This is a genomic window from Rhodococcus sp. IEGM 1307, assembly GCF_030056915.1.
Classification (GTDB): Bacteria; Actinomycetota; Actinomycetes; order Mycobacteriales; family Mycobacteriaceae; genus Rhodococcus_F; species Rhodococcus_F opacus_D.
In genome coordinates, this window is sequence record NZ_JASHKW010000004.1 from 87,874 (window position 1) to 107,464 (window position 19,591).

Annotated in this window: 19 protein-coding genes and 1 pseudogene; 7 read left to right on the plus strand and 13 right to left on the minus strand. The window is 64.9% G+C overall.

All coding sequences use genetic code 11. The annotated features are described in order from the left end of the window. The first annotated feature begins 126 nt into the window (after nt 1-126). Nucleotides 127-1,428 carry a histidinol dehydrogenase gene (gene hisD / locus QM841_RS08935; RefSeq protein WP_349307398.1) on the plus strand — a complete coding sequence of 434 codons (1,302 nt, stop codon included), beginning with the start codon at nt 127-129 and terminating at the stop codon, nt 1,426-1,428. A 91-nt stretch (nt 1,429-1,519) separates the two neighbouring features. Then, a complete protein-coding gene (locus tag QM841_RS08940; protein ID WP_283331691.1) occupies nt 1,520-2,269 on the plus strand; it encodes an SDR family NAD(P)-dependent oxidoreductase in 750 nt (249 codons plus the stop codon). 139 nt (nt 2,270-2,408) lie between these two features. Here the strand turns inward: QM841_RS08940 and QM841_RS08945 are convergent, their stop codons facing one another. Further along, nucleotides 2,409-3,422 carry a LacI family DNA-binding transcriptional regulator gene (locus QM841_RS08945; protein WP_283331692.1) on the minus strand — a complete coding sequence of 338 codons (1,014 nt, stop codon included), beginning with the start codon at nt 3,420-3,422 and terminating at the stop codon, nt 2,409-2,411. 380 nt (nt 3,423-3,802) lie between these two features. Between QM841_RS08945 and QM841_RS08950 the strand changes: the two genes are divergently transcribed. Continuing rightward, nucleotides 3,803-4,288, plus strand: a complete 486-nt coding sequence (locus QM841_RS08950; RefSeq protein ID WP_283331694.1) for a DUF3263 domain-containing protein — start codon at nt 3,803-3,805, stop codon at nt 4,286-4,288. Between the two features lie 365 nt (nt 4,289-4,653). Then, complete coding sequence (locus QM841_RS08955) at nt 4,654-4,749, plus strand: hypothetical protein (protein WP_283331962.1); 96 nt, start codon at nt 4,654-4,656, stop codon at nt 4,747-4,749. 270 nt (nt 4,750-5,019) lie between these two features. Here QM841_RS08955 and QM841_RS08960 read toward each other — a convergent pair whose 3' ends face one another. From QM841_RS08960 to QM841_RS08970, 3 genes are all read right to left on the minus strand, one after another. Beyond that, nucleotides 5,020-5,475, minus strand: coding sequence for a DUF8820 family protein (locus QM841_RS08960; RefSeq protein WP_283331696.1), 456 nt, complete (start codon nt 5,473-5,475; stop codon nt 5,020-5,022). A 42-nt stretch (nt 5,476-5,517) separates the two neighbouring features. Beyond that, entirely contained in the window at nt 5,518-6,750 is a 1,233-nt protein-coding gene (locus QM841_RS08965) for a DUF6745 domain-containing protein (protein ID WP_283353494.1), read from the minus strand. 188 nt (nt 6,751-6,938) lie between these two features. Next, the gene (locus QM841_RS08970) at nt 6,939-7,373 is read right to left on the minus strand and encodes a hypothetical protein (protein ID WP_283331700.1); all 435 of its coding nucleotides are present in this window, start codon (nt 7,371-7,373) and stop codon (nt 6,939-6,941) included. 781 nt (nt 7,374-8,154) lie between these two features. Between QM841_RS08970 and QM841_RS08975 the strand changes: the two genes are divergently transcribed. Both QM841_RS08975 and QM841_RS08980 read left to right on the plus strand, forming a co-directional pair. Further along, nucleotides 8,155-8,361, plus strand: coding sequence for a zinc-ribbon domain-containing protein (locus tag QM841_RS08975; RefSeq protein ID WP_283331702.1), 207 nt, complete (start codon nt 8,155-8,157; stop codon nt 8,359-8,361). A 91-nt stretch (nt 8,362-8,452) separates the two neighbouring features. After that, complete coding sequence (locus QM841_RS08980; RefSeq protein ID WP_283331704.1) at nt 8,453-8,758, plus strand: hypothetical protein; 306 nt, start codon at nt 8,453-8,455, stop codon at nt 8,756-8,758. A 233-nt stretch (nt 8,759-8,991) separates the two neighbouring features. Here QM841_RS08980 and QM841_RS08985 read toward each other — a convergent pair whose 3' ends face one another. Next, nucleotides 8,992-9,426, minus strand: coding sequence for a periplasmic substrate-binding domain-containing protein (locus QM841_RS08985; RefSeq protein ID WP_283331706.1), 435 nt, complete (start codon nt 9,424-9,426; stop codon nt 8,992-8,994). 182 nt (nt 9,427-9,608) lie between these two features. Between QM841_RS08985 and QM841_RS08990 the strand changes: the two genes are divergently transcribed. Continuing rightward, nucleotides 9,609-9,893 (plus strand): hypothetical protein, encoded by a 285-nt coding sequence (locus QM841_RS08990; RefSeq protein WP_283331707.1) that lies wholly within the window; start codon nt 9,609-9,611, stop codon nt 9,891-9,893. 87 nt (nt 9,894-9,980) lie between these two features. On the opposite strand, the gene QM841_RS08995 is transcribed toward QM841_RS08990, so the two are convergent. The 8 genes and pseudogenes from QM841_RS08995 to QM841_RS09030 all read right to left on the minus strand — a co-directional run bounded on the left by QM841_RS08995 (nt 9,981) and on the right by QM841_RS09030 (nt 19,306). Beyond that, on the minus strand, nt 9,981-10,292 hold the full coding sequence (locus QM841_RS08995) for a hypothetical protein (RefSeq protein WP_283331709.1): 312 nt from the start codon (nt 10,290-10,292) through the stop codon (nt 9,981-9,983). Nucleotides 10,293-10,449: 157 nt separating this feature from the next. Further along, nucleotides 10,450-11,931 carry a sensor histidine kinase gene (locus QM841_RS09000; RefSeq protein WP_283331711.1) on the minus strand — a complete coding sequence of 494 codons (1,482 nt, stop codon included), beginning with the start codon at nt 11,929-11,931 and terminating at the stop codon, nt 10,450-10,452. Between the two features lie 339 nt (nt 11,932-12,270). After that, nucleotides 12,271-13,527, minus strand: a complete 1,257-nt coding sequence (gene thrS, locus QM841_RS09005) for a threonine--tRNA ligase (protein ID WP_283331963.1) — start codon at nt 13,525-13,527, stop codon at nt 12,271-12,273. A gap of 690 nt (nt 13,528-14,217) precedes the next feature. Further along, nucleotides 14,218-14,607: pseudogene (locus QM841_RS09010) on the minus strand (VOC family protein). 116 nt (nt 14,608-14,723) lie between these two features. Next, nucleotides 14,724-15,893, minus strand: a complete 1,170-nt coding sequence (locus QM841_RS09015; protein ID WP_283331713.1) for a DnaJ C-terminal domain-containing protein — start codon at nt 15,891-15,893, stop codon at nt 14,724-14,726. Nucleotides 15,894-15,976: 83 nt separating this feature from the next. Beyond that, nucleotides 15,977-16,648, minus strand: a complete 672-nt coding sequence (gene grpE, locus QM841_RS09020; RefSeq protein ID WP_283331715.1) for a nucleotide exchange factor GrpE — start codon at nt 16,646-16,648, stop codon at nt 15,977-15,979. Continuing rightward, a complete protein-coding gene (gene dnaK, locus QM841_RS09025) occupies nt 16,645-18,492 on the minus strand; it encodes a molecular chaperone DnaK (protein WP_283331717.1) in 1,848 nt (615 codons plus the stop codon). Before dnaK ends, grpE begins: the two co-directional genes overlap by 4 nt. A 484-nt stretch (nt 18,493-18,976) precedes the next feature. Beyond that, nucleotides 18,977-19,306: a VOC family protein gene (locus tag QM841_RS09030; RefSeq protein ID WP_280782289.1), complete on the minus strand. Its 330-nt coding sequence runs from the start codon at nt 19,304-19,306 to the stop codon at nt 18,977-18,979. Nucleotides 19,307-19,591: the final 285 nt, after the last annotated feature.

Consider the following 19,591-nt stretch of genomic DNA (forward strand, 5'->3'; position numbering starts at 1 on the left):
AGGTATCGTGCAACACGTAGTACATACGTATACATACCCTTGCGCATCGGTCGTTCGAGACCGCGCACCATCAATCCGAATCGTTTCACCCCTCTGAAGGAGCTCCGCGTGTCCGAGCCGCTCTACATCAAATCCGCCCTCTCCGTGGCTACCCCCACTGGTGATCCCGCCGTCGCCGAGACGGTCACCGCGGTAATCGCCGATATCCGCGAGCGCGGAGACGCCGCGGTGCGCGAGTACTCCGAAAAGTTCGACAAGTGGACGCCGGAGAGCTTCAAGCTGAGCGACACTCAGATCGAAGAGATCGTCGCTCGTGTCCCCGCCGAGGTCATCAACGACATCAAGACGGTGCAGCAGAACGTGCGGGTGTTCGCACAGCACCAACGGGATTCGCTGACCGACTTCGAGGTCGAGACCACGCCCGGCGTGCACCTGGGTCAGCGCAACCTGCCGGTCACTGCGGCCGGCGCCTACGCACCGGGTGGCCGCTACCCTCTGGTGGCGTCCGCACACATGACTACTGTTACCGCGAAAGTGGCTGGGGTACCGCACATCACCGCCTGCACCCCGCCCATCCGCGGGGAGATTCCCGCCGCCACCGTTGCCGCGTTCCACCTGGCGGGAGCCGACGACATCTACCTCCTCGGCGGCGTCCAGGCCGTCGCCGCCATGGCGTTGGGCACGGGGACGATCCGCAAGGTCGACATGCTCGCCGGCCCCGGTAACGCCTTCGTCGCCGAAGCCAAGCGGCAACTGTTCGGGGAAGTCGGCATCGACCTATTCGCCGGCCCGACCGAGGTCCTGGTCGTCGCAGACTCGAACGCCGACCCGTTCATCGTGGCCGTGGACCTGCTGAGCCAGGCCGAGCACGGGCCGGACTCCCCCGCCGTGCTCATCACCGACTCCGAAGCCCTGGCCCGGGCCACCCTCGCTCACATCGATGCGATCCTCCCCGACATGCCGACCCGCGACTTCGCCGGACCGGCGTGGCGCGATCACGGCCAGATCATCGTCGTCGAGGACATCGAGGCTGCGTACGCGCTGGCAGACACCTTCGCCTCCGAACACGTGCAAATTCTCACCGACACCCCACGCCGGGCCCTCGACGTGATGAGCAACTACGGTGCCCTCTTCCTCGGGGAGAAGACCTGCGTGTCGTACGGCGACAAGGTAATCGGAACCAACCACACGCTGCCCACCCGGGGTGCCGCGCGCTACACCGGCGGACTGTGGGTGGGCAAGTACCTCAAGACAGTCACATACCAGGAAGTCACGTCCGATGCGGCGAGCGCCGAACTCGGTGAGCTGTGCGGGCGCGCGGCACGCGTCGAGTTCTTCGAAGGACACGCCCGCTCCGGCGACGTGCGCGCCGCGAAGTACGCCGGCGCACCACTGACCTGGGCGCCTCAGGATTCCACGGCGCTCTGATGAGACCGGCGACGACGCACCCGGTGGGTGCCTTCCCGGGTGCGTCGTCACCTTCCACCCCGCACGCATCACACACACCGAAGGATCCACCATGGTCACGTTCACACTGGACGGCAAACGCGCGCTGGTCACCGGCGCAAACAAAGGTCTCGGGCAATCGATCGCCCGCACCCTCACCGGACTCGGCGCCACCGTATACGGAACCTCCCGGACCGAGACGGGGGCCACGCAAATCGAGTCCGATCTCGGCACCCCGGGGTTGATACTCGACATCCAGAACACGGCGTCGATCGCGCCGTTCATCGACTCGCTGCCCGAACACATCGGGGGCGGGATCGACATTCTGATCAACAACGCCGGTGTCAACCATCCAGCCCCCGCCCTCGACGTGACCGAAGAACAGTGGGACGCGGTCACGGGCACCAATCTGAAGGGCACCTTCTTCCTCACCCAGGCTCTGGCACGGACCTGGGTGGCGGCGGGAACGGGCGCAGTGGTGGTGAACATCGGGTCCCAGGCCGGCACGGTCGGCATCGAAGAACGCGCCGCGTACTGCGCCAGCAAGGGCGGACTCGATCAGCTCACCAAGGTACTCGCCATCGAGTGGGCACCCCACGGCATCCGCGTCAACACCGTCGCCCCGACGTTCGTTCGCACCGAGTTGACCGCGTCCACCCTCGACCGACCTGGATGGGGACAGACCCTGCTCTCCCGCATTCCTGCCGGACGCTTCGGGGAACCGGAAGACATCGTCGGCGCCGTCGCCTTCTTGGCCGGCGACGCTGCGAAGCTGATCACCGGTCACACGCTGCTGGTCGACGGCGGCTACACCGCCTGGTGAGCAGCGACCTGCGATGCACGCCCGACTGAACCTGCCGGCATCACCGGTAGGTCTCGAACACGACGCTCCCCTCGCTGCGGCCACCGCGCTTTCCTGCATCGGTCCCCCGGACTGGTGTTGCCGACCGAAGGAACTGCTCTCACGAGGGCTGCCGTGGCGACGGGGGTGCTGTGGTGGACCGCTCGACGACGTGTGGCCTGGACATGATGCGACGCGGTGGTTCTGTGCTGCTGCCTTTGATTCGTTCGACGAGCAGTTCGGCCGCGGACCGCGCCATCAGATTCAGATCGTGGCCGATGGTGGTGAGCTGGAACACTTCCCACGACGCCATCGGGATATCGTCGAAACCGATCAGGCTCAGCACGTCAGGCACACGGACACCCGCAGCCGAAGCCGCATTGAGCGCTCCGATCGCAACGACGTCATTGCCGCAGAAGACGGCCGTCGGAGGCGAGGGCAACGCGAGCAACTCCCGCATTGCCCGATGCCCGGTGTCGAATTCGAATGACCCTCGGTGGGTCAACTCCGGGGAGAGTCCGATTCCTGCATCGGCGAGGGCCAGGCGGAAGCCCATCTCGCGATCGCGGCCAGTACTGGTCGTCTGCGGGCCGAAGATGCCCGCGATCCGCCGATGCCCCAGCCCGGTGAAATGTTTCGCGGCAAGGCGGCCCCCGAGGTCGTTGTCCACCACCGCGGCATCCCCGACCCCGGGTCCACTCTCGCGATTGAGGAAGACGAACGGCACACGGCGCCGAGACAGCTCCGCGGGTAAGGCAGAGCCCACATCACTGGTCAAGAGCACCACACCGTCCACCGAGCCATCAACGAGTTGTCCGACCGAGACCTGGCTGTCGGACGGCTCGGTGAAGACCATCATTCGATAACCATGATCTTCGAGCGCATCATGCAGGGGTCCGATCAAATGAGGGTAGAACGGGTTGGTCAGATCGCTCACCACTATGCCGATGCGCTTGGCGGTCCGAGTGACGAGGTTACGTCCCGCCTCACTGGGAACATAGCCGAGGGCGGCGACGGCGCTCTCCACCCGAGCACGCGTCTCCGCAGCAACACGCGGGTCTCCACGCAACGCGCGGGAGACCGTCGGCTGCGAGACCCCCGCAAGCCGGGCCACGTCGCGACTAGTGATCGCCATTTCGCTCCTGTCGCCGGCGAATGTACCGCCCTGTTGATCCAGCACTCCACCAGCAGTCTCAACAATCCACGGGCAGGGTGTAATCGTCTGTGCCAGAATGCTCTTGGGCACAGATATATCGCCAGTCTAACATGCATACGTATACCTCCAGGCCGCCCACCGATCAGCGGCTCACGCCAATGCGACCGGCGCCCCACGCCACGACTGTTTCCGAATTGACCGCGCTCCCCACCGCCCGCGCGCGCCATCGCAGTCGATTCAGAAGCCGCCGAACAGCCGCTGGATCCGCGGTCGGCAGCACGCGCCCATAACCCCGTATACGGAGTTCTTGTCCGCAAGCACCCAACCGACCCCACAACCCGACCCAGAAGGCCACCCTCATGACAGATCGCACGCCGCGCCCACACCACCCGGCGATACTCGGCGCCGGTCATGTGAGTGCAGCCGGAACCGCGACCCCCCACGTCAAGCAGGCACGTACTCGAACCGTCACACAATCCGCTCAGCGAGACCCAGAGTTCCATGTCCCCAACGACTTACACCGAGCGCAGCAGTCACGACACCGCCCACTTCAGACACCTGCGGCACATCCGAGTGAGCACTCACCAAGCGACGCCCAAGAGGCACTGGCCTTTGCAATGAAGTGGCGCCACTGGGGCGGTGGGGACGACGAAGACATTTTCGTTCAATTCGGGCTCAACACCTGCCAGTACTTTCTGCGGGTGAGAAAACTGTTGAGTACGCCTGCCGCCGCGGCACTGTCCCCTGACGAGAAAGCGCACCTTCGGCAGATCTGCTTCACTCGCCTCCACGACGGCGGACTACCGACAGTCGAGAGTAACCCAGTAGCTCCACACAACTCCTAGCTGCGAGACCAGGCCACTACTACTTGCAACGGTCCGCCCGCCGTAGCGCATATCTCCCTCTGCGCCGCACAAACCCTCGGGGGCATGGTGCGTGCGTCGATCACCGGGCAAGTTGACCACGCAGATATCGAGCGCCTGGACGACCTCGGCCTAGCGACGGAGCCTCCCGATTTCAAGAACCCGGCCCGGTGGGCTCGTTGCGGAACTGCAGGTCGATGGCGCCAAGAGTAGACTCGCGGCGGGTCCGAGAAGGCGAGGGTATGCAAAATGAGCCAGCTCCCATCCGAGAGCGCCGCTGATTCAACCTTGCGGTTCCTGCGCCCGACGGAGCTGGCGGCAGTCATGTCCCCTCAACTTGCTCCGATATCGCCGAACACCGAGGCGTCAGCGTCCAAACGGTGAAGACACGGACCCACCGGGCCCGGGCTCAGCTTGTCAACCTACTTGCGCCCCTTTCCTGACCGGCGGCACACCACGAGGGCATCTCGCTGACGTGATCACCGCGTCCTCGAGTTCAAGTCCTGTACGAGCCGGGGCATGCGCCACTATGGTCAACCATCTGCCCACGGGATAGGACAGGCGGAGGGCTATCCAGAGTGCCCTCGGCGAACCACCTGCCATCACGGGGGCCTGCCATCATCCCCGGTCAATGCGGGCGGAATCAGGTATCGAAAGTTTCGGCATTTCTGACACGGGTACCGATCCGATCACTTCGGACGAGGACCCGAACGTCAGTCGGCGACCAGTTGCGCCCGCTCGGAGGACCGCCCGATGCCTTGTTCTCGCTGCCGTCCGATGACATACCGGCCAGGGGCGATGCCGGTGGCTCCGTGCTCAGGGTGGATGAGGTACGCAGTCACCCGGGTGTCGAGGATACCGAGCGCAAGACCCCTGGGGTCGTTCACCGGCGTCGACCACGTGCAGCCACCTTGCTCGGCGACCAGGCTGTGCGGGTTCCCACCCGCAGCGCTGCGCAGCAACTCCACTCCTGAGAGCGGTACGTTCTCCGTCCGCGTCCACGCGGTGGACGTGACGATGCCGGCGACAAGCGAATACGGGATCACGATGAGATCACCTTGGGCCTGCAGGCCGTCGACGACAGGTATGGACACTTCCTGGTCAAGATAGTCGAACACATCGAGGCCGGTGAGGGCAGTGAGAGTGGACAAGGTCATGGTTGCATTCATGCGAGTCACCTTCGAGTTCAGGGATTCAGGTTTCGGTCTTGTTCAGGTGCGACGAACGAGACGGGCGTAGTCGGCGCCGCCGAGGCCGTAGGTCCAGCCTGCGGCGTCCAGTGCTGATGAGATCCATCTGGGCACGTGAAGCCCGTATTGCCGCCGATGCCCGTCGCGTTCGGAAGAACCGTTGACCGCGAGCAGGATACGGCCACTGCGACCCCACCCGTCCGGTGTCGCGTAGAGCCGCAGGGTGCGACCGGCATTGCCTGGATCGTCGGCTTGGTCGACCAGCGCGAGTCCGGCCGCCTCGATGTAGTTGTCCCACCCGATGCGCTCAATCGCGCATCGGCGGATCTCGACGTTGCGTTCACGTGCGATACGTTCTGCAGTCGGGTCGCGGACGACCCAGTCCGGGACTATTGTCCCGTGCTGAACGAATACTGCTCGGCCGTCTTGGAATTCGAGTGCTGGATCATCCGAGTGGTGCAGCCGGTGTTCGTTGTGCACACGGCCCGGTATGGGCTCGGCATGAAGAGTGGTGGGTCGTTCTGCCATGACACATATGTCGCCGAAGGCCCACCACCATCCGGTTGCGCCGGTCAGCGCAATGCTGGCGTCGAGCAGCGTGTTGTCGTTGGGGTGGAACTCAGCGAGGCCGAGCCGGCGGTACGTGTCGTAGTAGGCGACCCGGTGGGCTTCTTGTTGCCCGTACCAAGTGACACCGAGGACAGCAGGGGTCAGAAGTGTCCGTATCGCAGCGGCGACCCCGTCGAAGAGTGTGGTGTGCAGCGAATCCCAGACGGTCGCTCGGATGATCCGATCGGGGCTGATGCCGACGCGGGCAGCCTCCTCAGGAGGCTTCACCCGTGCGGTCTCGACTGTCCGGCGCTCGTTCGGCCAGTCGGATCTCCTCCGCTCGATTCGTGCGTCCATGCGACTGCGTGATTCCGAAAGCATGGTTGCGATCCGGGCGGAAGCGCAGTGGATTCCGTTGCCATCGAACGACATCGGTGGTGACAAACCTTCGGCGACGATCAGGTCCGATCCGGCGACGGGAGACGGAACCCACACGAACTCCGGCCTCCGTAATCCGGACTGCCGATACACTTGCGCGACAGCCGATTCTGCAGTGGCGCGATCGGAGGGGTGTGCGCACAGCCCGTGTCTCAGCCATGCATCACGCACGGCCTCAACGGCCAGAATGTAGTCGGAGGAGACATCAGTGCTCTCGGTGAATTGCGCTCGGGGTCTAGCCACCGAGCGAAACGGTGCGGCGCTCACGCGACGGTGGCGGTGTCCGCCTTTCCAATAGTCATAGTTCTAGAGCGTGGCACGAGGACGCGGCGAGCGCAAGGCCCGCAACCGGCGGACACCGCCCGCCTGCATCGCGACGGCACGAGACCGACTATCCCGCCGTCGGGTGATTCCTGATCACCGGGCCGCGATGGTCGGTCTGCGTGAACCCCTCCTCAGGGAACATTCCAGGTACCCGCGCCGGGCAGTGCGGTGAGGACACCCACACGGTCGGACAGGCCGTTGACGGTCAGGACGGCGACCACCGTTCCCGACCCCGTGAGCACGGGGCCCGTGAACCGCGACGGGCTCACCGCACCGGCTGCCCCGGTCGTCAGATTGCGCCAATGCACGGTGCAGACGCAGTATTCGGCAAATTCGGTGATACCCGGTGCCTCCGGGTCCGTACGCACCGTCACCTGTGAGTAGACGGGGCTGAGAAAACCGGTGGGCAAGTTGGTGATCCCGATGACCGGGACCGGTAGGACGGTGTCCGTGGGTGCCGCGGTCGCGACCGGTGCGACACCCAGGAACAGGACACCCAGTCCGACCAGAACAACAGCGATCGAACTTCTGCGTCTGGGTAGGACGTTCGAGGTACGGCGTTGCATCGTAGCTACCTCCTGTGGGGACCCATTCGGTTCGCTCGGACACGACTGGCGACGTGCCGCGGGGTCAATGATGGCGTCGTCGGGCCGTCGTCATTCGTTACGGAGGTGTGGAAAGGGCGGGAGCAGAGGGGCCATTGCCCAACTGCAAAGACAAATTGAACCAGTAGGCACGCAGCCGTAACGCAGAACACCCACTGAGCGATACGCGGTACATGGTCGGGAGGACCAGGAGTTCCAAATGAGGATGGCACGTGCCACAACAGTAGTCGGCGTTACAACTCTGTTGATGTTCCTAATCGCTGGTACAGCAAGCGCATCACCGCCGAGTCCCGACCCTGTGTGGTACTCATGGTTCCCGACCAGGGAAATGGGCGAAATGTTCAGTCATGTGGTGTGGATTCTCACCGGCTGGATGACCGGCTACGGGTATTTCTAAGATGGGCAACTTGCCTGACCTGCCGCTAGGCATCGACGTGACGTTCCCAATCATCAGTGGTGCCTATTCTATTTAGTTGATGCAAAACAACTTCGAGGTGTTGCACGACAACCACTCCATGCGAGTGTCGTTCGCATGGCACTCTGGCTAAAGCGACAACCGCATCCCTCAGGGTCGACAACTCTTTTCTCTCACGACCGGACGCCGAAATGGGAACCGAACCTGGCTACTGGCGGCCCTGCGCGTTCTCTTGACTGCGCATTCCTGGCGCGGTGGCCGTGCCGCACGAACGCGATCGGGTATTGCCGACCGATGACCGTCTATTAGGGATCGCTCTATGCTGGCATGGTGTTCTTTATATTCGGTTACGGCACCAAGCGGCAACACCGTGGCCCGGGGCAGAGCCGAACGTGCCCACGCTGCCACAACACCACACAGTGGGCACGGATGCGGGAATTCAAGCAGTTCACGTTGTTCTTCGTTCCGGTCGCACGCTGGAAGCGGCGGCAGTTAGAGGAATGTGGCATCTGCGGCACCGCCGTCGCAGTCTGAGCACGTTCAGTCCGGCGACGCGGCCACTGACTGAGCGTGCGTTGGTGTCTTTGCCCGGCTCGCCGACGACCTCCTCACCGAATTCTCCAGCATGCGACTACTGCCCCAACGCAGCCTCGTCTACATGCGCACCCTCGCCAGCGAACACCCCGACCCAATTGCGCAGCACCCTGCTGCCCTCGACCCGCCTACAGCGAACGCGACCCTCGACGATGCCCTCATCGGTCGGCTCGCCCACTTCCTCAGCGATTTCGGCGCTCCCTTTTCCTCTGTCGGACGCCAGCACGAGTTCTCCGTCGGCAACTCCGACTTCTACCTCGAGGTCGGTCGCGGTCGGTCTCTCGTGTCCTTCGCCGGCAGGTCGGCCGCGGTATATAGCGCCATCAGGATCCGTTGATCACCAGGTCCAAGAGCCAGACCAGCCAGGGTATGCCACCCTCAATTGGCAACTCCCACATCGTTCCCTCCCCAGTGTGTCGGTGCGGTACGACCGCCATTGTGCCCGAAACGGTGTCGGTGCACCGGCAAACCTGACCACCGACACTCCCATGACCACCGAGCTCCGAAGCGTGACGCCCGTCGACTGCAACTACCGGTCCCGGTCCATCACGATCAGTGATCGTGCCGTCGTCAGTTGACTGCGATGTCGTACGCCGAGGCGCTGACGACGTTGCGGGGAGGATCGAAGAGCGTGGTGACGTTGTGGACGCTGGATGTCGCGGCCACGCTGTTGCGGTCCGTGAACAGTGGCAACGCGACGGCGTTGTCGAGGATGAAGCGTGTCACCTGGTCGAACAGACCCCGTCGTGTGGCCTCGTCGGTCGCTTTGGTGGCCTGGACCAGCCACTGGTCGACCTGCGGGTCGGCGAGCTTGGACCCGGCGACGATCGATCCGATGGTGATGCCGTCGATCTGGCCGTACTTCAGGTCCGGTGTGGTGGAGCCGAAGGCACGGTTGAGTTGCAGGGACAGATCGAGTCCGCCGATCTGCCGAGGGAACGCCTCGTAGTCGTTACTGGCGAGCAGGTTGTACACCAGTGCGTTCTCGACGTATTCGAGTTCCACCTCGGCTCCGAGGTTCTGGCGGATCTCCGCCTGCCACGCCTCGAGAACGTCGTCGAGCGGGTAGGTGGGAATCGTGGCCAGGAGCTTGATCTTCAGGCGGGACCCGCCGGCATCGGCGCGGTCCAGCCGGCAGCGTCCAGCAGGGAGCCGGCCTCGTCGATGTCGGCGGGGTAGGTGTCGTCGTGTCGGGAATCGAAGTATTTGCTGTCCGGGGAGAGCAGGCTCCACACTCTGCCTTGCGTTGCCTTGGTGACATCCTCGATCAGGGCGGCTTTCTCGACAAGGACAAGACGTCTAACCGCTACCGGCTCGGCAGCGCTGGCTGCCTACGGTCAGATCTCGTACCGCCAGCACCGCATCTATCTATCCTGCGCGGGCCCACCGAACTCATGATCGACGCGCGCATTCCATTCTTCGTGGAACTCGCCCGCGTCACCGCCGACGAGATCGCCGCAGTTCTGCTCTGAGGCGACGTCGCTCAGAGCTGTTCGGACAAGAGTGCACCATTGCGTCCCGAAATCGCTGTGGTCGGAACGCGTCTGCGGCGGCGCCGATTACTCTCCCCGGTGTCTGCCGGGCGTGCGCACTGCCGGAGCCGGGCCCGAATCCGGGACGGAACGGGGGGAGCTCGGATCGATGGTCAGGTCCTCGGTGTCGGCGAAGATCAGTCGCCCGTCGTCGAGCGCGAGCGCCCAACGATGCGCCGGCGCCCACTCGTGCCCACGGCCGCCGGGGTCGGTCAATGCCGCGAAGTCCTCGACAATCTCACCGATGACGTCGGCCTCGGTGTTCCTGCGGATCAGCACCCGGACGCCGATGATCAACTCCTGCACACCCACCGGCCGGTGGTCGTTGTTTCGGGCCATGTTGCTGCACCTCTTCGCTCGCCGAACCCTGAGGTTGAGCATATGCACCACCCGGTCCGTACGCGACCCGGCCTGCACGAAGACCATTCGCGCACGGCACGCTGCTGCAGCGACTGCCGTGTCGGAACTGTCGTGCCACGCCGATGCGGCAGCGGAGTCACAGGTCACCGGTCCCGCGGTCGATAAGCCCTTGTGGAGACGCCTTCGTTGCGGGGACCTCCCACTCGATCACCGTCCCCGGCCCCAGGTCGCGAAAGGCCGTGTGCCCGCCGAGCCGCTCGGCGCGACTCCGAATGTTCGTCAGTCCGTGTCCGTGCGCAGCACCCGCCGCGATTCCGGTGCCGTTGTCGCTCACGGTCAAGACGAGGCCATCCTCGTCGGCGGTGACCCGGACGCTGCATACGCTCGCCTGTGCGTGGCGGGCCACGTTGCTCAGGACCTCGCGCAGGGCCGCCTGCAGTTCCGGCCCGGCCTCCCCACCGGAATACCGGTCGACCGGTCCCTCCACACAGAAGTCGGGGGTGAAACCGAGCGCTGCGGCGCTGTTTTCGACGATCTCACTCACCGCGGCACTCAGGCTGCCCACGTCCCCGGACCGCACGGCCGCGGTGGACTGGGTGAGATCGAATATGACGGCACGTAACCCACGCACGATGCTGTCGGTCTCGTCGATCAGTGGGTCGAGTTCGGCAGACAAGCGTGGTTGCCGGAAGCCCAGGGAGGTCAGTGCGAGGCCCAGACCGAACACGCGTTGGAGGATCACATCGTGGAGATCCGCCGCCATCCGGCTCTGTTCGTCATCACGTGCGCTGGCCCGCTCCGCCGCCATGAGTTGTTCGTTCTTGGTCAACAGGCTGGTCCGCATCGTGTCGACCGTGCCCGCGATGATCGCCACCTCCCGGGGCCCGTCGGTGTCGATCTCCCGCACGTAGTCGCCGCCGGCCACCGCGCTGATGTCGGCGAGGAGATGATCGATCGGCCGTGTCAGCAGCCGCCGCGTCAAATACACCGCGGTCACGACCATGACCACGGCGAGAACGCACGCGACGACGGTCGTGATGTTCGCCAGGGCCTGCGCCGAGTGGACTCGTTCGACCTGCTCGGTGACCAGGATGTCGGTGCGGGCACTCAATGCCGCGATCCGTGCGCGCAGGTCGTCGAACAACTCCTTGCCCGTCCCGGTCGTCGCCTGGATCCGATCCGGTTCGCTCGCGGAGTCGCGGCGAGCGGAGATCTCCGGCTCCGCTGCCCGTATCCGCCACGTCTCGGCCGCCTCGACCGTCGTCTGCAGCGCTTCCTGCGCGGCCGCATCCTCGGCGAGCAGCGTGTCCAGGCGGGTGTGCAGTGCAGCCGCGTCACGCCGGCCCGCATCGTAGGGTTCGAGGAATTGCGGTTCACCTGTCAGGGCGTAGCCGCGTTGTCCCGTTTCCTGGTTCACATACGACGTGGTCAGCTCGGCCACCGCCCGCTGCGCGGGCAGCAGCTGCTCGGACAGGTCGTCTACGGCGGCTCGGACCGCCAATCTCCCGTACACCGCGAAGGCTGCAGACACCGCGAACAGCGTCACCAGGATGCCGATAGCCAGCCACAGCAGCGTCCGCAACGAGACCCTCACGGTATTCGCGCTCGAATCCGTCATCGCGTGCCTCTCGGACTCGCAGAACCAGCTGAGCGGCGCCGGTTCGCGCCGACACTCATCGATTCCACACCCGAGTCCACCCTAGGCCCACACCTCGTCGGCAGGCTGGAAACCGGGTCCATCAGCGCTCAGTCACCCGAAACAGACCGAATCCGACCTAGCCACGAGCGCTCCCGGCAGACAGTCGGTCGTTCCTCTCGACTCCGCGGCACGCGATCCGCGGGGTGACGCCCTGTTCACGCAGCCACGCCCGCGGTAGCCACCTGGTCTCCCACAACGCATCCGGCACCACCCAGAGGCACCTCATCTCCCACGCGTCACACAATGCACCAAGCCACTTCATCCACATGAGACTCGCTCGCAGAGGGCCCAATCGAGGGTTGCCCTGCGGTGGCGGTACGCGTCGTCCATCAACCCGAGAAGTTGCTCCTGACTGATTCGGGTTCGAACACCACTGGCGACGTCCGTGATCTGCACACTCTTCTGCGCGATTTCCGTCTGCCCGATGACTGCGATCAGATGGTCTCTGGTTTTCCGGGCTTTCCGAACACGCGCTCCCAGTGACCCGTCATGGTCGACTCGGCTGCGCAGCCCCCGCTGCCGTACTACATCCGCGAACGCGCGCGCCACAGCATCCTGCTCGGCAGTGACCGGCAGAACTGTGACCTGGACTGGAGCCAACCAGAACGGAAGGCGTCCCGAGTAGCGTTCGAGGAGCGCTGCGGTCACTCGCTCCATCGACCCGACAGTCCCTCGATGGATCATCACCGGTCGATGGTCTCCACCGTCGGCGCCGACATAGGTCAGGTCGAATCGCTCCGGCTGGTTGAAGTCGAGCTGCACGGTGGCGATGGTTTCCTCGTGGCCACGTCCGTCGTTGACTTGGAGATCGAGCTTGGGACCATAGAAAGCGGCCTCACCTGGGGCTTCGACCAGGTTCGGCCCATGCTCGTCGAGGACGGACGATCCGGCAGCACGAAGTTGCTCCTGAGCGTGCTCCCATTGCGCTTCGGTTCCGAGCCACGCGGCCGAATTGTCACGCATCGAGAGCCGGACGTAATCGACGGGTAGCCCCAAGATCTCCTGTGCGCGCAGCGCAGCTCGCAACCCCAGCTCGGCTTCATGCAGCACTTGGTCCGGGCGGCAGAAGACGTGCGTGTCGTCGAGGTTGATCTGTCGGACGCGATTCAAGCCGGACAGAACTCCGGAACGCTCGGCTCGGAACATGGAGGCGAGTTCGTTGAATCGAAGCGGCAGCTCACGATATGAGCGTCTGTCGGAGGCGTAGATCAAGGCGTGGTGAGGACAGTTCGCGGGCCGCAGCATGACCTCGTCATCCCCAATGCGCATGGCGGGGAACATGTCTTGGCTGAACTTGCTCAAATGCCCGGACCGCTCGTACAGCGCTCGTTTCCCGAGCACCGGTGAGAACACGCCGAGGCATCCATCACTCGACGCCAACTCCTTTGCCAGCTTCTGCAGTTCTTCTCGGACAACGGCACCGGTGGGAAGCCACATCGGAAGACCGGATCCGGCAAGCGGATCCGTGGCAAATATGGCCATGTCGTGGTTGAGATCTCGGTGGTCAGTGACCATAAGTCTGCTCCTGTTGTTCGTGCCGGAGCAGCCAGGAAAGCAAGAAGCCCCGGATCTGCTCCGGGGCTTGAAATGCCTGAGGGTTCTCAGTCCATCACGAAGGCGCCGGCAGCGTCCGGCGTCGTCGTGAAATGGAGGTGTCCTCGCATGGTCCGAAAGTGTACAAGGCTGTGAGCACAGTGGCAAAGCGCCGATGCCTGGCCACACCAGGCTCGTTCGCCGCTGCCAAGCACTTCCACTCTTCGATGCCGTGGAGGCCGGCCGCCGAAACAAGGCCGATCAATCGTCACTCCGAGACGCCCGATGGGTCGTGGCCGGATCCCGCGCCACTGCCGCCACGTTGGTGATGGGTCGACCGGCGACCGGGGTGACAGTCGTGGCTGCGAGTCGAGATCCATTCGAGCCGAATATCGTTCATGTGATCTGCAGCTACTCGAGGAATCGGCTGCCCGAGCGTGCATGGTCCGGTGTGATCACGCATCTGAAGTGAATCCTTGTCGCCTGCCAGTGGCTGGCACACTCATTCTCACCGGGTGCGGTGGAAACAGGTCCACACATAATGTCGCGGAGGACCTACCCCGTGGAACGTCGGGTTCCGGAATCGCACGGGTTCGGTCCGGCAGGGCACCTGTCGCCGGTGCTCACGGGAGCACTGGCAGCAGTAGCCGCGATGACGAGCGCACTCCGAGGTCACCTGGCCGGTGCGGAGGACTGGAACAGCTCGATCAGATTACCGGCAGGGTCGGCGAGCAGAATCTGGCGACCACCCGGGCCGCTGACCACATCGCTGCGAAAGGCGACACCGGCGTCGCGTAGTCGGGTGATCTCGGCGTCGAGGTCGCTGACGATGAGGTGGATACGGTTGCCGCCCGGGCCGGTGATGTCGGACGGGGTGGCGCGAGCACCCGAACTGGCCGGGCCGGACAGCAACAATCACAAGGGGCCACGGATCACGTCGGCGAACGCAGGGGCGGGATTGGCGTGCAAGGTGAAGCCGAGGTGGCTGGTGTAGAAGTCCATCGCTGCGGACACGTCATCGACTAGGTAGCGGACGCCGGCGCATTCGTCGGGTGGGGTCATCGGACACTCCTTTCACAATTCGGTGGTGAGGGTGGGAAGCGGGTACCGGATGCGGGTGTCGATCTCGACGGCGGGAATGACGAGGTGATTCCGCGGTGCTGACATCGTTCCCGACGTCATCGGCTTTCCGCCCAACCGGGGCGGGGGTCGAATCCGCCTATTTCCTCTGCCCGAGCGTACGCCCGCAACGCCTCAGCGGCTTCTTGGCCGAGATCGGACGGGACCGCGACCTCTACGGTGACCAGCAGATCACCGACCGCGTCGCCGCGGCGAGGCACCCCGCGTCCGCGCAGCCGGAACGTTCTCCCCGACTGGGTTCCCGGCGGGGTCTTCAGACTGACCCGACCATCGAAGTTTGGTACGGACAGCACGGTACCCAAGGCCAATTCGGCGAACGACACGGGAACGGTGACGGTGAGATCATCGCCGCTGCGGGCGAACACTGGGTCCGGTTCGACGCGCACAGTGACATACAGGTCCCCCGACGGCGCCCCACCGAGACCAGGTTCGCCCTGCGCCAGTAACCGGATGCGTTGCCCGTCGCTCACCCCGGGCGGAACACGGACGGAGATAGTGCGGGTGCGGTCCCCGATCCCGTTGCCCTGGCAATCCGGGCAGGGGGTGTCGACGATCGATCCCGTGCCCCGGCAACCCTCGCAGGGTTCGCTGAACCCGAAGCCGCCCAGATTCCGGTTGCGCGCCCCGACCCCGCGGCAGTGTGGGCACGTTCGTTGCCGGGTTCCCGGCCGTATGCCGGAGCCGTGACAGCTGGTGCACACCATCGGCCCGGTCATCCATAGCGGCAACACCATCCCGGCGACCGCCTCCTGGAACGACAGTCTGGTCTCGGTCTCGACGTCGCTGCCCCGCCTCGGCCGGGCCGATGCAGTTCGGGTTCCTGCGCGCCGGAACAGGTCTCCGAGCACATCGCCGACCCCGCCCAGAGGATCGGCCATGGTGAAGGGTGGACCGCTCCCGAACAGGTCCCCGAATTCGAAGCCGCCCGACCCGGCGCGTGGAGGAAAACCCGTCCCGGTGGACGCTCCGGATCGGAGCAGCCGGCGCACGCGGTCGTAATCCTTGCGTGTGGCGGGGTCCGAGAGCACCGCGTACGCCTCACTGACCGCCTTGAACCGATCCCCCACCTCGGTGTTGTGCGGGTTTGCGTCCGGATGCAGCTCCCGAGCCAATGTGCGGTACGCCTTCTTGATCTCCCCGGCCGACGCCGTCGAAGGGACACCCAGAGCGGCGTAGAAGTCGCGGTCGAGCCATTCCTGCTGCGACACTTGGCATCCTCCTTTCCTCTCCTGGCTGCGACGAGAGCGCCGTGCGCTCCGAGATCGGCGTTGTCAGGCTGGTGTGCGGTGTCTCAGGCACCGTCGACCGGGGCGGTGCCCGTGCCGTTCCCCGGCGAAGCGGGCCCCTCGACCACGGCGACCGTCGCGGTCCGCAGCACCTTGCGGTCACCGAAGGTGTAGCCGCGTCGCAGCACCCTGCCCACGACGGGATCGCCCCCGGCACCTTCGTGCTGGACCGCTTCGTGCAAGGTGGGATCGAAGCGGTCGCCCTCTTCACCGAATGCGGCCACTCCCAGGCCGGTCAGGATGGCATCGAGCTTGGCCGCGATCGCACGCAGGGGTTCGGTTTCGAGGTCGCCGTGCTCGCGGGCTCGATCGAGGTCGTCGAGGATCCCGAGAAACTTCGCCGCCACCGACGCCGTCGCGGCCTCGACTGCCGCGTGTCGGTCGCGTTCGATCCGGCGCCGGTAGTTGGTGTACTCGGCCTGCACCCGCTGCAGATCGGCGGTCAACTCCGCCACTCGATCAGGGTGTTCGCGCGCCGCCCGATCGGCCCGGTCACCGGGGTGCATCTCCGCGTCGGACGTGGTCGGCGGGGGTTCCCGTTGTGGGGTCGGGGTGACGGGCTGGCTCGGAGTGTGCTCGCGCACCCGGCCGGTGTCCGGATCGACGCGGCGTTTGTCGGTGATCGAGATCGGTTCCCGCGGCGGCTTGTTGCCGTTGCGGCGCTCGCTGCTGCTCATCGGTTGTCCTCCCGTCCGGGTTCGTCCACCACCTCAGCGTCGAAGACCTCCTCGTCCCCACCCGGGGAACCGTTCCCACCGCCGGTGGCGGCCGAGTCCTTCGCCTGCGCGTCGTAGATCGCCTGGCCCAAGGCTTGCGAGTCGGTGGACAGTTTCTCGATGGCCTCTTTGATCGCCGCGACGTCGCTGCCCTTCAACTTCTCCTGGGCATTCGTGATCGACGACTCGACCTTCTCCTTGACGTCGGCGGGCACCTTGTCCTCGTTGTCCTTGATGAACTTCTCGGTCTGGTACACCAGCGACTCGGCCTGGTTGCGGACCTCCGCTTCCTCCCTGCGTTGGGCGTCCTCGGCAGCGTGAGCCTCGGCGTCCTTGATCATCCGGTCGATCTCTTCCTTGGACAGACCGGAACCCTCCTGGATCTTGATCGTGTTCTCCTTGCCCGTGCCCTTGTCCTTGGCGGTCACGTGCACGATGCCGTTGGCGTCGATGTCGAAGGTGACCTCGATCTGCGGCACCCCCCGCGGTGCCGGCGGCAGGTCGGCCAGCTCGAACGAGCCGAGCAGCTTGTTGTGCGAGGCGATTTCGCGCTCACCCTGGAACACCTGGATCTGCACCGACGGCTGGTTGTCGTCAGCCGTGGTGAAGGTCTCGGAACGCTTGGTCGGGATGGTGGTGTTGCGCTCGATGAGCTTGGTCATCACGCCACCCTTGGTCTCGATACCGAGGGACAGCGGGGTGACGTCGAGGAGCAGCACGTCCTTGACCTCACCCTTGAGAACACCGGCCTGCAGGGCGGCGCCGACGGCGACGACCTCGTCCGGATTGACACCCTTGTTCGGTTCCTTCCCGCCGGTCAGCTCGCGAACCAGATTCGTCACGGCCGGCATACGGGTGGAACCACCGACGAGCACGACTTGGTCGATGTCTTTGACGGAAATCTTCGCGTCCTTGATCACCGATTGGAACGGGGCGCGGGTGCGGTCGAGGAGATCGGACGTGATCTTCTGGAACTCGCTGCGGGAGAGCTGCTCGTCGAGGAACAGCGGGTTCTTGTCCGCGTCGACGGTGATGTAGGGCAGGTTGATCGACGTGCTCTGCGAGGAGCTCAGTTCGATCTTGGCCTTCTCGGCAGCCTCACGCAGACGCTGCAGGGCCATCTTGTCCTTGGTCAGATCGATGCCGTTCTGAGCCTTGAACTTCTCGGCCAGCCACTTCACGATCCGGTCGTCCCAGTCGTCACCACCGAGGTGGTTGTCACCGGACGTGGCCCGGACCTCGACGACGCCCTCGCCGATTTCGAGCAGCGAGACGTCGAACGTGCCGCCACCGAGGTCGAAGACCAGGATGGTCTGTTCCTTGTCGCCCTTGTCCAGGCCGTAGGCCAGCGCGGCCGCGGTGGGCTCGTTGACGATGCGCAGGACGTTGAGACCGGCGATCTGGCCGGCTTCCTTCGTGGCCTGACGCTGGGCGTCCTCGAAGTACGCGGGGACGGTGATCACGGCGTCCGTGATGTCCTCACCCAGGTACGCCTCGGCGTCGCGCTTCAGCTTCATGAGCGTGCGGGCACTGATCTCCTGGGGCGTGTACTTCTTGCCGTCGATCTCCACATGCCAGTCGGTGCCGATGTGGCGCTTGACGGAGCGGATGGTGCGATCGACGTTGGTGACGGCCTGGTTCTTCGCGGGCTGGCCGACCAGCACCTCACCGTTCTTCGCGAACGCCACCACCGACGGTGTCGTGCGCGCCCCCTCCGAGTTGGCGACCACCACCGGGTCGCCACCCTCCAGCACGCACACCACCGAGTTCGTGGTCCCCAAATCGATTCCCACCGCGCGAGCCATGACCGCCTCCAGCAGCACACCGGGTGGCGTGATCCTTCGGTCGATCTGCTCGTCGTCACACCCACCGAAATTGAGTGTTATCGACTCAATTTTCCCCCCGGTCCAAACCGAGGTCAAGGCGAAGAATTGAGCGTGGAACGCTCAACCTTTGCTGTGTTCGCCTGGTGGATTTCGTCATGATCGGTAGTGATGTGTCGGTGCGACGTCTGCACGGGTCATCGAATCGGTTTCCGGGCCACAGTCACCGCAGGCGGTTTCCGGGGTCACAGTCACGCGCAGGCGATGGCCAGGATCCGCCCAACTGCTCCGCCGCGTCGCCGAGGTGCGTAGGAGATAGTCCGCTCGCCGTCGAATGGCAAGGAACACAAGCAGTCCGAGTGTCCGGCTACCGGGCCGAGGTTACGCGTAGCCGTCCTGGACGAGTGCGCTGATTCGCCCCACCCTCCCGCGCGATTCACGTGGGAGGGCCCGGCCACGCCGACGTCTATCGGCCGCGCAGCCCGATCGGGTTGCCGTCAGCGTCGGCAAGCACGCAAATCCGTGTCTCGGGTGCAACCTGACGTGGAGCGTCGCGCTCGGTTGCGCCGGCGGCAAGCAGCGTGTCGCGGGTCGCGTCGAGATCCTCGACGTCGGCGAACGCAACCGGTCCGGCGGCCCCGTCACCTGGATTCAGCGCGACCTCGAAGCCGTCCACGTTGTATCCGACGTAGTAGGCCTCGTCGGTGTGAGGTGCGCCGAGCAGCGCGGAATAGACCGCCTTGGCGGCGTCCAGGTCGGATACGGGGATCACCAGGCTGCGGATTGTGGGGCTCATGTTCGTCTCCTTCGTTATGCGGCGGCCGCTCGTTCGGCGATGACGACCACGTTATGCGCGGCTCGGGGCCGGCGCTTCTCGATTTCTGACCGATCTGGAAGTGATGATTCGTCATCTTGTATCGACGCAACGGGGTTCCAGATCCGGACTCCGCGCGGTCCGTCATCTTCTGCCAGGGGTCTCCCCCTCGCTTTGGCTGTGGCCGACGGGCGGCGGATCGCCCACCGGTTCAGCGCCTTTGATGGTCTCTCCCCGGAACAGGGCAGGAAACACGCTATCGGTGTT

Excerpts from the sequence above, each read along its gene's own strand:
- QM841_RS08940 (WP_283331691.1), top strand. The coding sequence starts at position 1,520 with ATGGTCACGTTCACACTGGACGGCAAACGCGCGCTGGTCACCGGCGCA.
- QM841_RS08945 (WP_283331692.1), bottom strand. The coding sequence starts at position 3,422 with ATGGCGATCACTAGTCGCGACGTGGCCCGGCTTGCGGGGGTCTCGCAG.
- QM841_RS08950 (WP_283331694.1), top strand. The coding sequence starts at position 3,803 with ATGACAGATCGCACGCCGCGCCCACACCACCCGGCGATACTCGGCGCC.
- QM841_RS08960 (WP_283331696.1), bottom strand. The coding sequence starts at position 5,475 with ATGAATGCAACCATGACCTTGTCCACTCTCACTGCCCTCACCGGCCTC.
- QM841_RS08970 (WP_283331700.1), bottom strand. The coding sequence starts at position 7,373 with ATGCAACGCCGTACCTCGAACGTCCTACCCAGACGCAGAAGTTCGATC.
- QM841_RS08975 (WP_283331702.1), top strand. The coding sequence starts at position 8,155 with ATGGTGTTCTTTATATTCGGTTACGGCACCAAGCGGCAACACCGTGGC.
- QM841_RS08980 (WP_283331704.1), top strand. The coding sequence starts at position 8,453 with ATGCGACTACTGCCCCAACGCAGCCTCGTCTACATGCGCACCCTCGCC.
- QM841_RS08995 (WP_283331709.1), bottom strand. The coding sequence starts at position 10,292 with ATGGCCCGAAACAACGACCACCGGCCGGTGGGTGTGCAGGAGTTGATC.
- QM841_RS09000 (WP_283331711.1), bottom strand. The coding sequence starts at position 11,931 with ATGACGGATTCGAGCGCGAATACCGTGAGGGTCTCGTTGCGGACGCTG.
- thrS (WP_283331963.1), bottom strand. The coding sequence starts at position 13,527 with ATGGTCACTGACCACCGAGATCTCAACCACGACATGGCCATATTTGCC.
- grpE (WP_283331715.1), bottom strand. The coding sequence starts at position 16,648 with ATGAGCAGCAGCGAGCGCCGCAACGGCAACAAGCCGCCGCGGGAACCG.
- dnaK (WP_283331717.1), bottom strand. The coding sequence starts at position 18,492 with ATGGCTCGCGCGGTGGGAATCGATTTGGGGACCACGAACTCGGTGGTG.
- QM841_RS09030 (WP_280782289.1), bottom strand. The coding sequence starts at position 19,306 with ATGAGCCCCACAATCCGCAGCCTGGTGATCCCCGTATCCGACCTGGAC.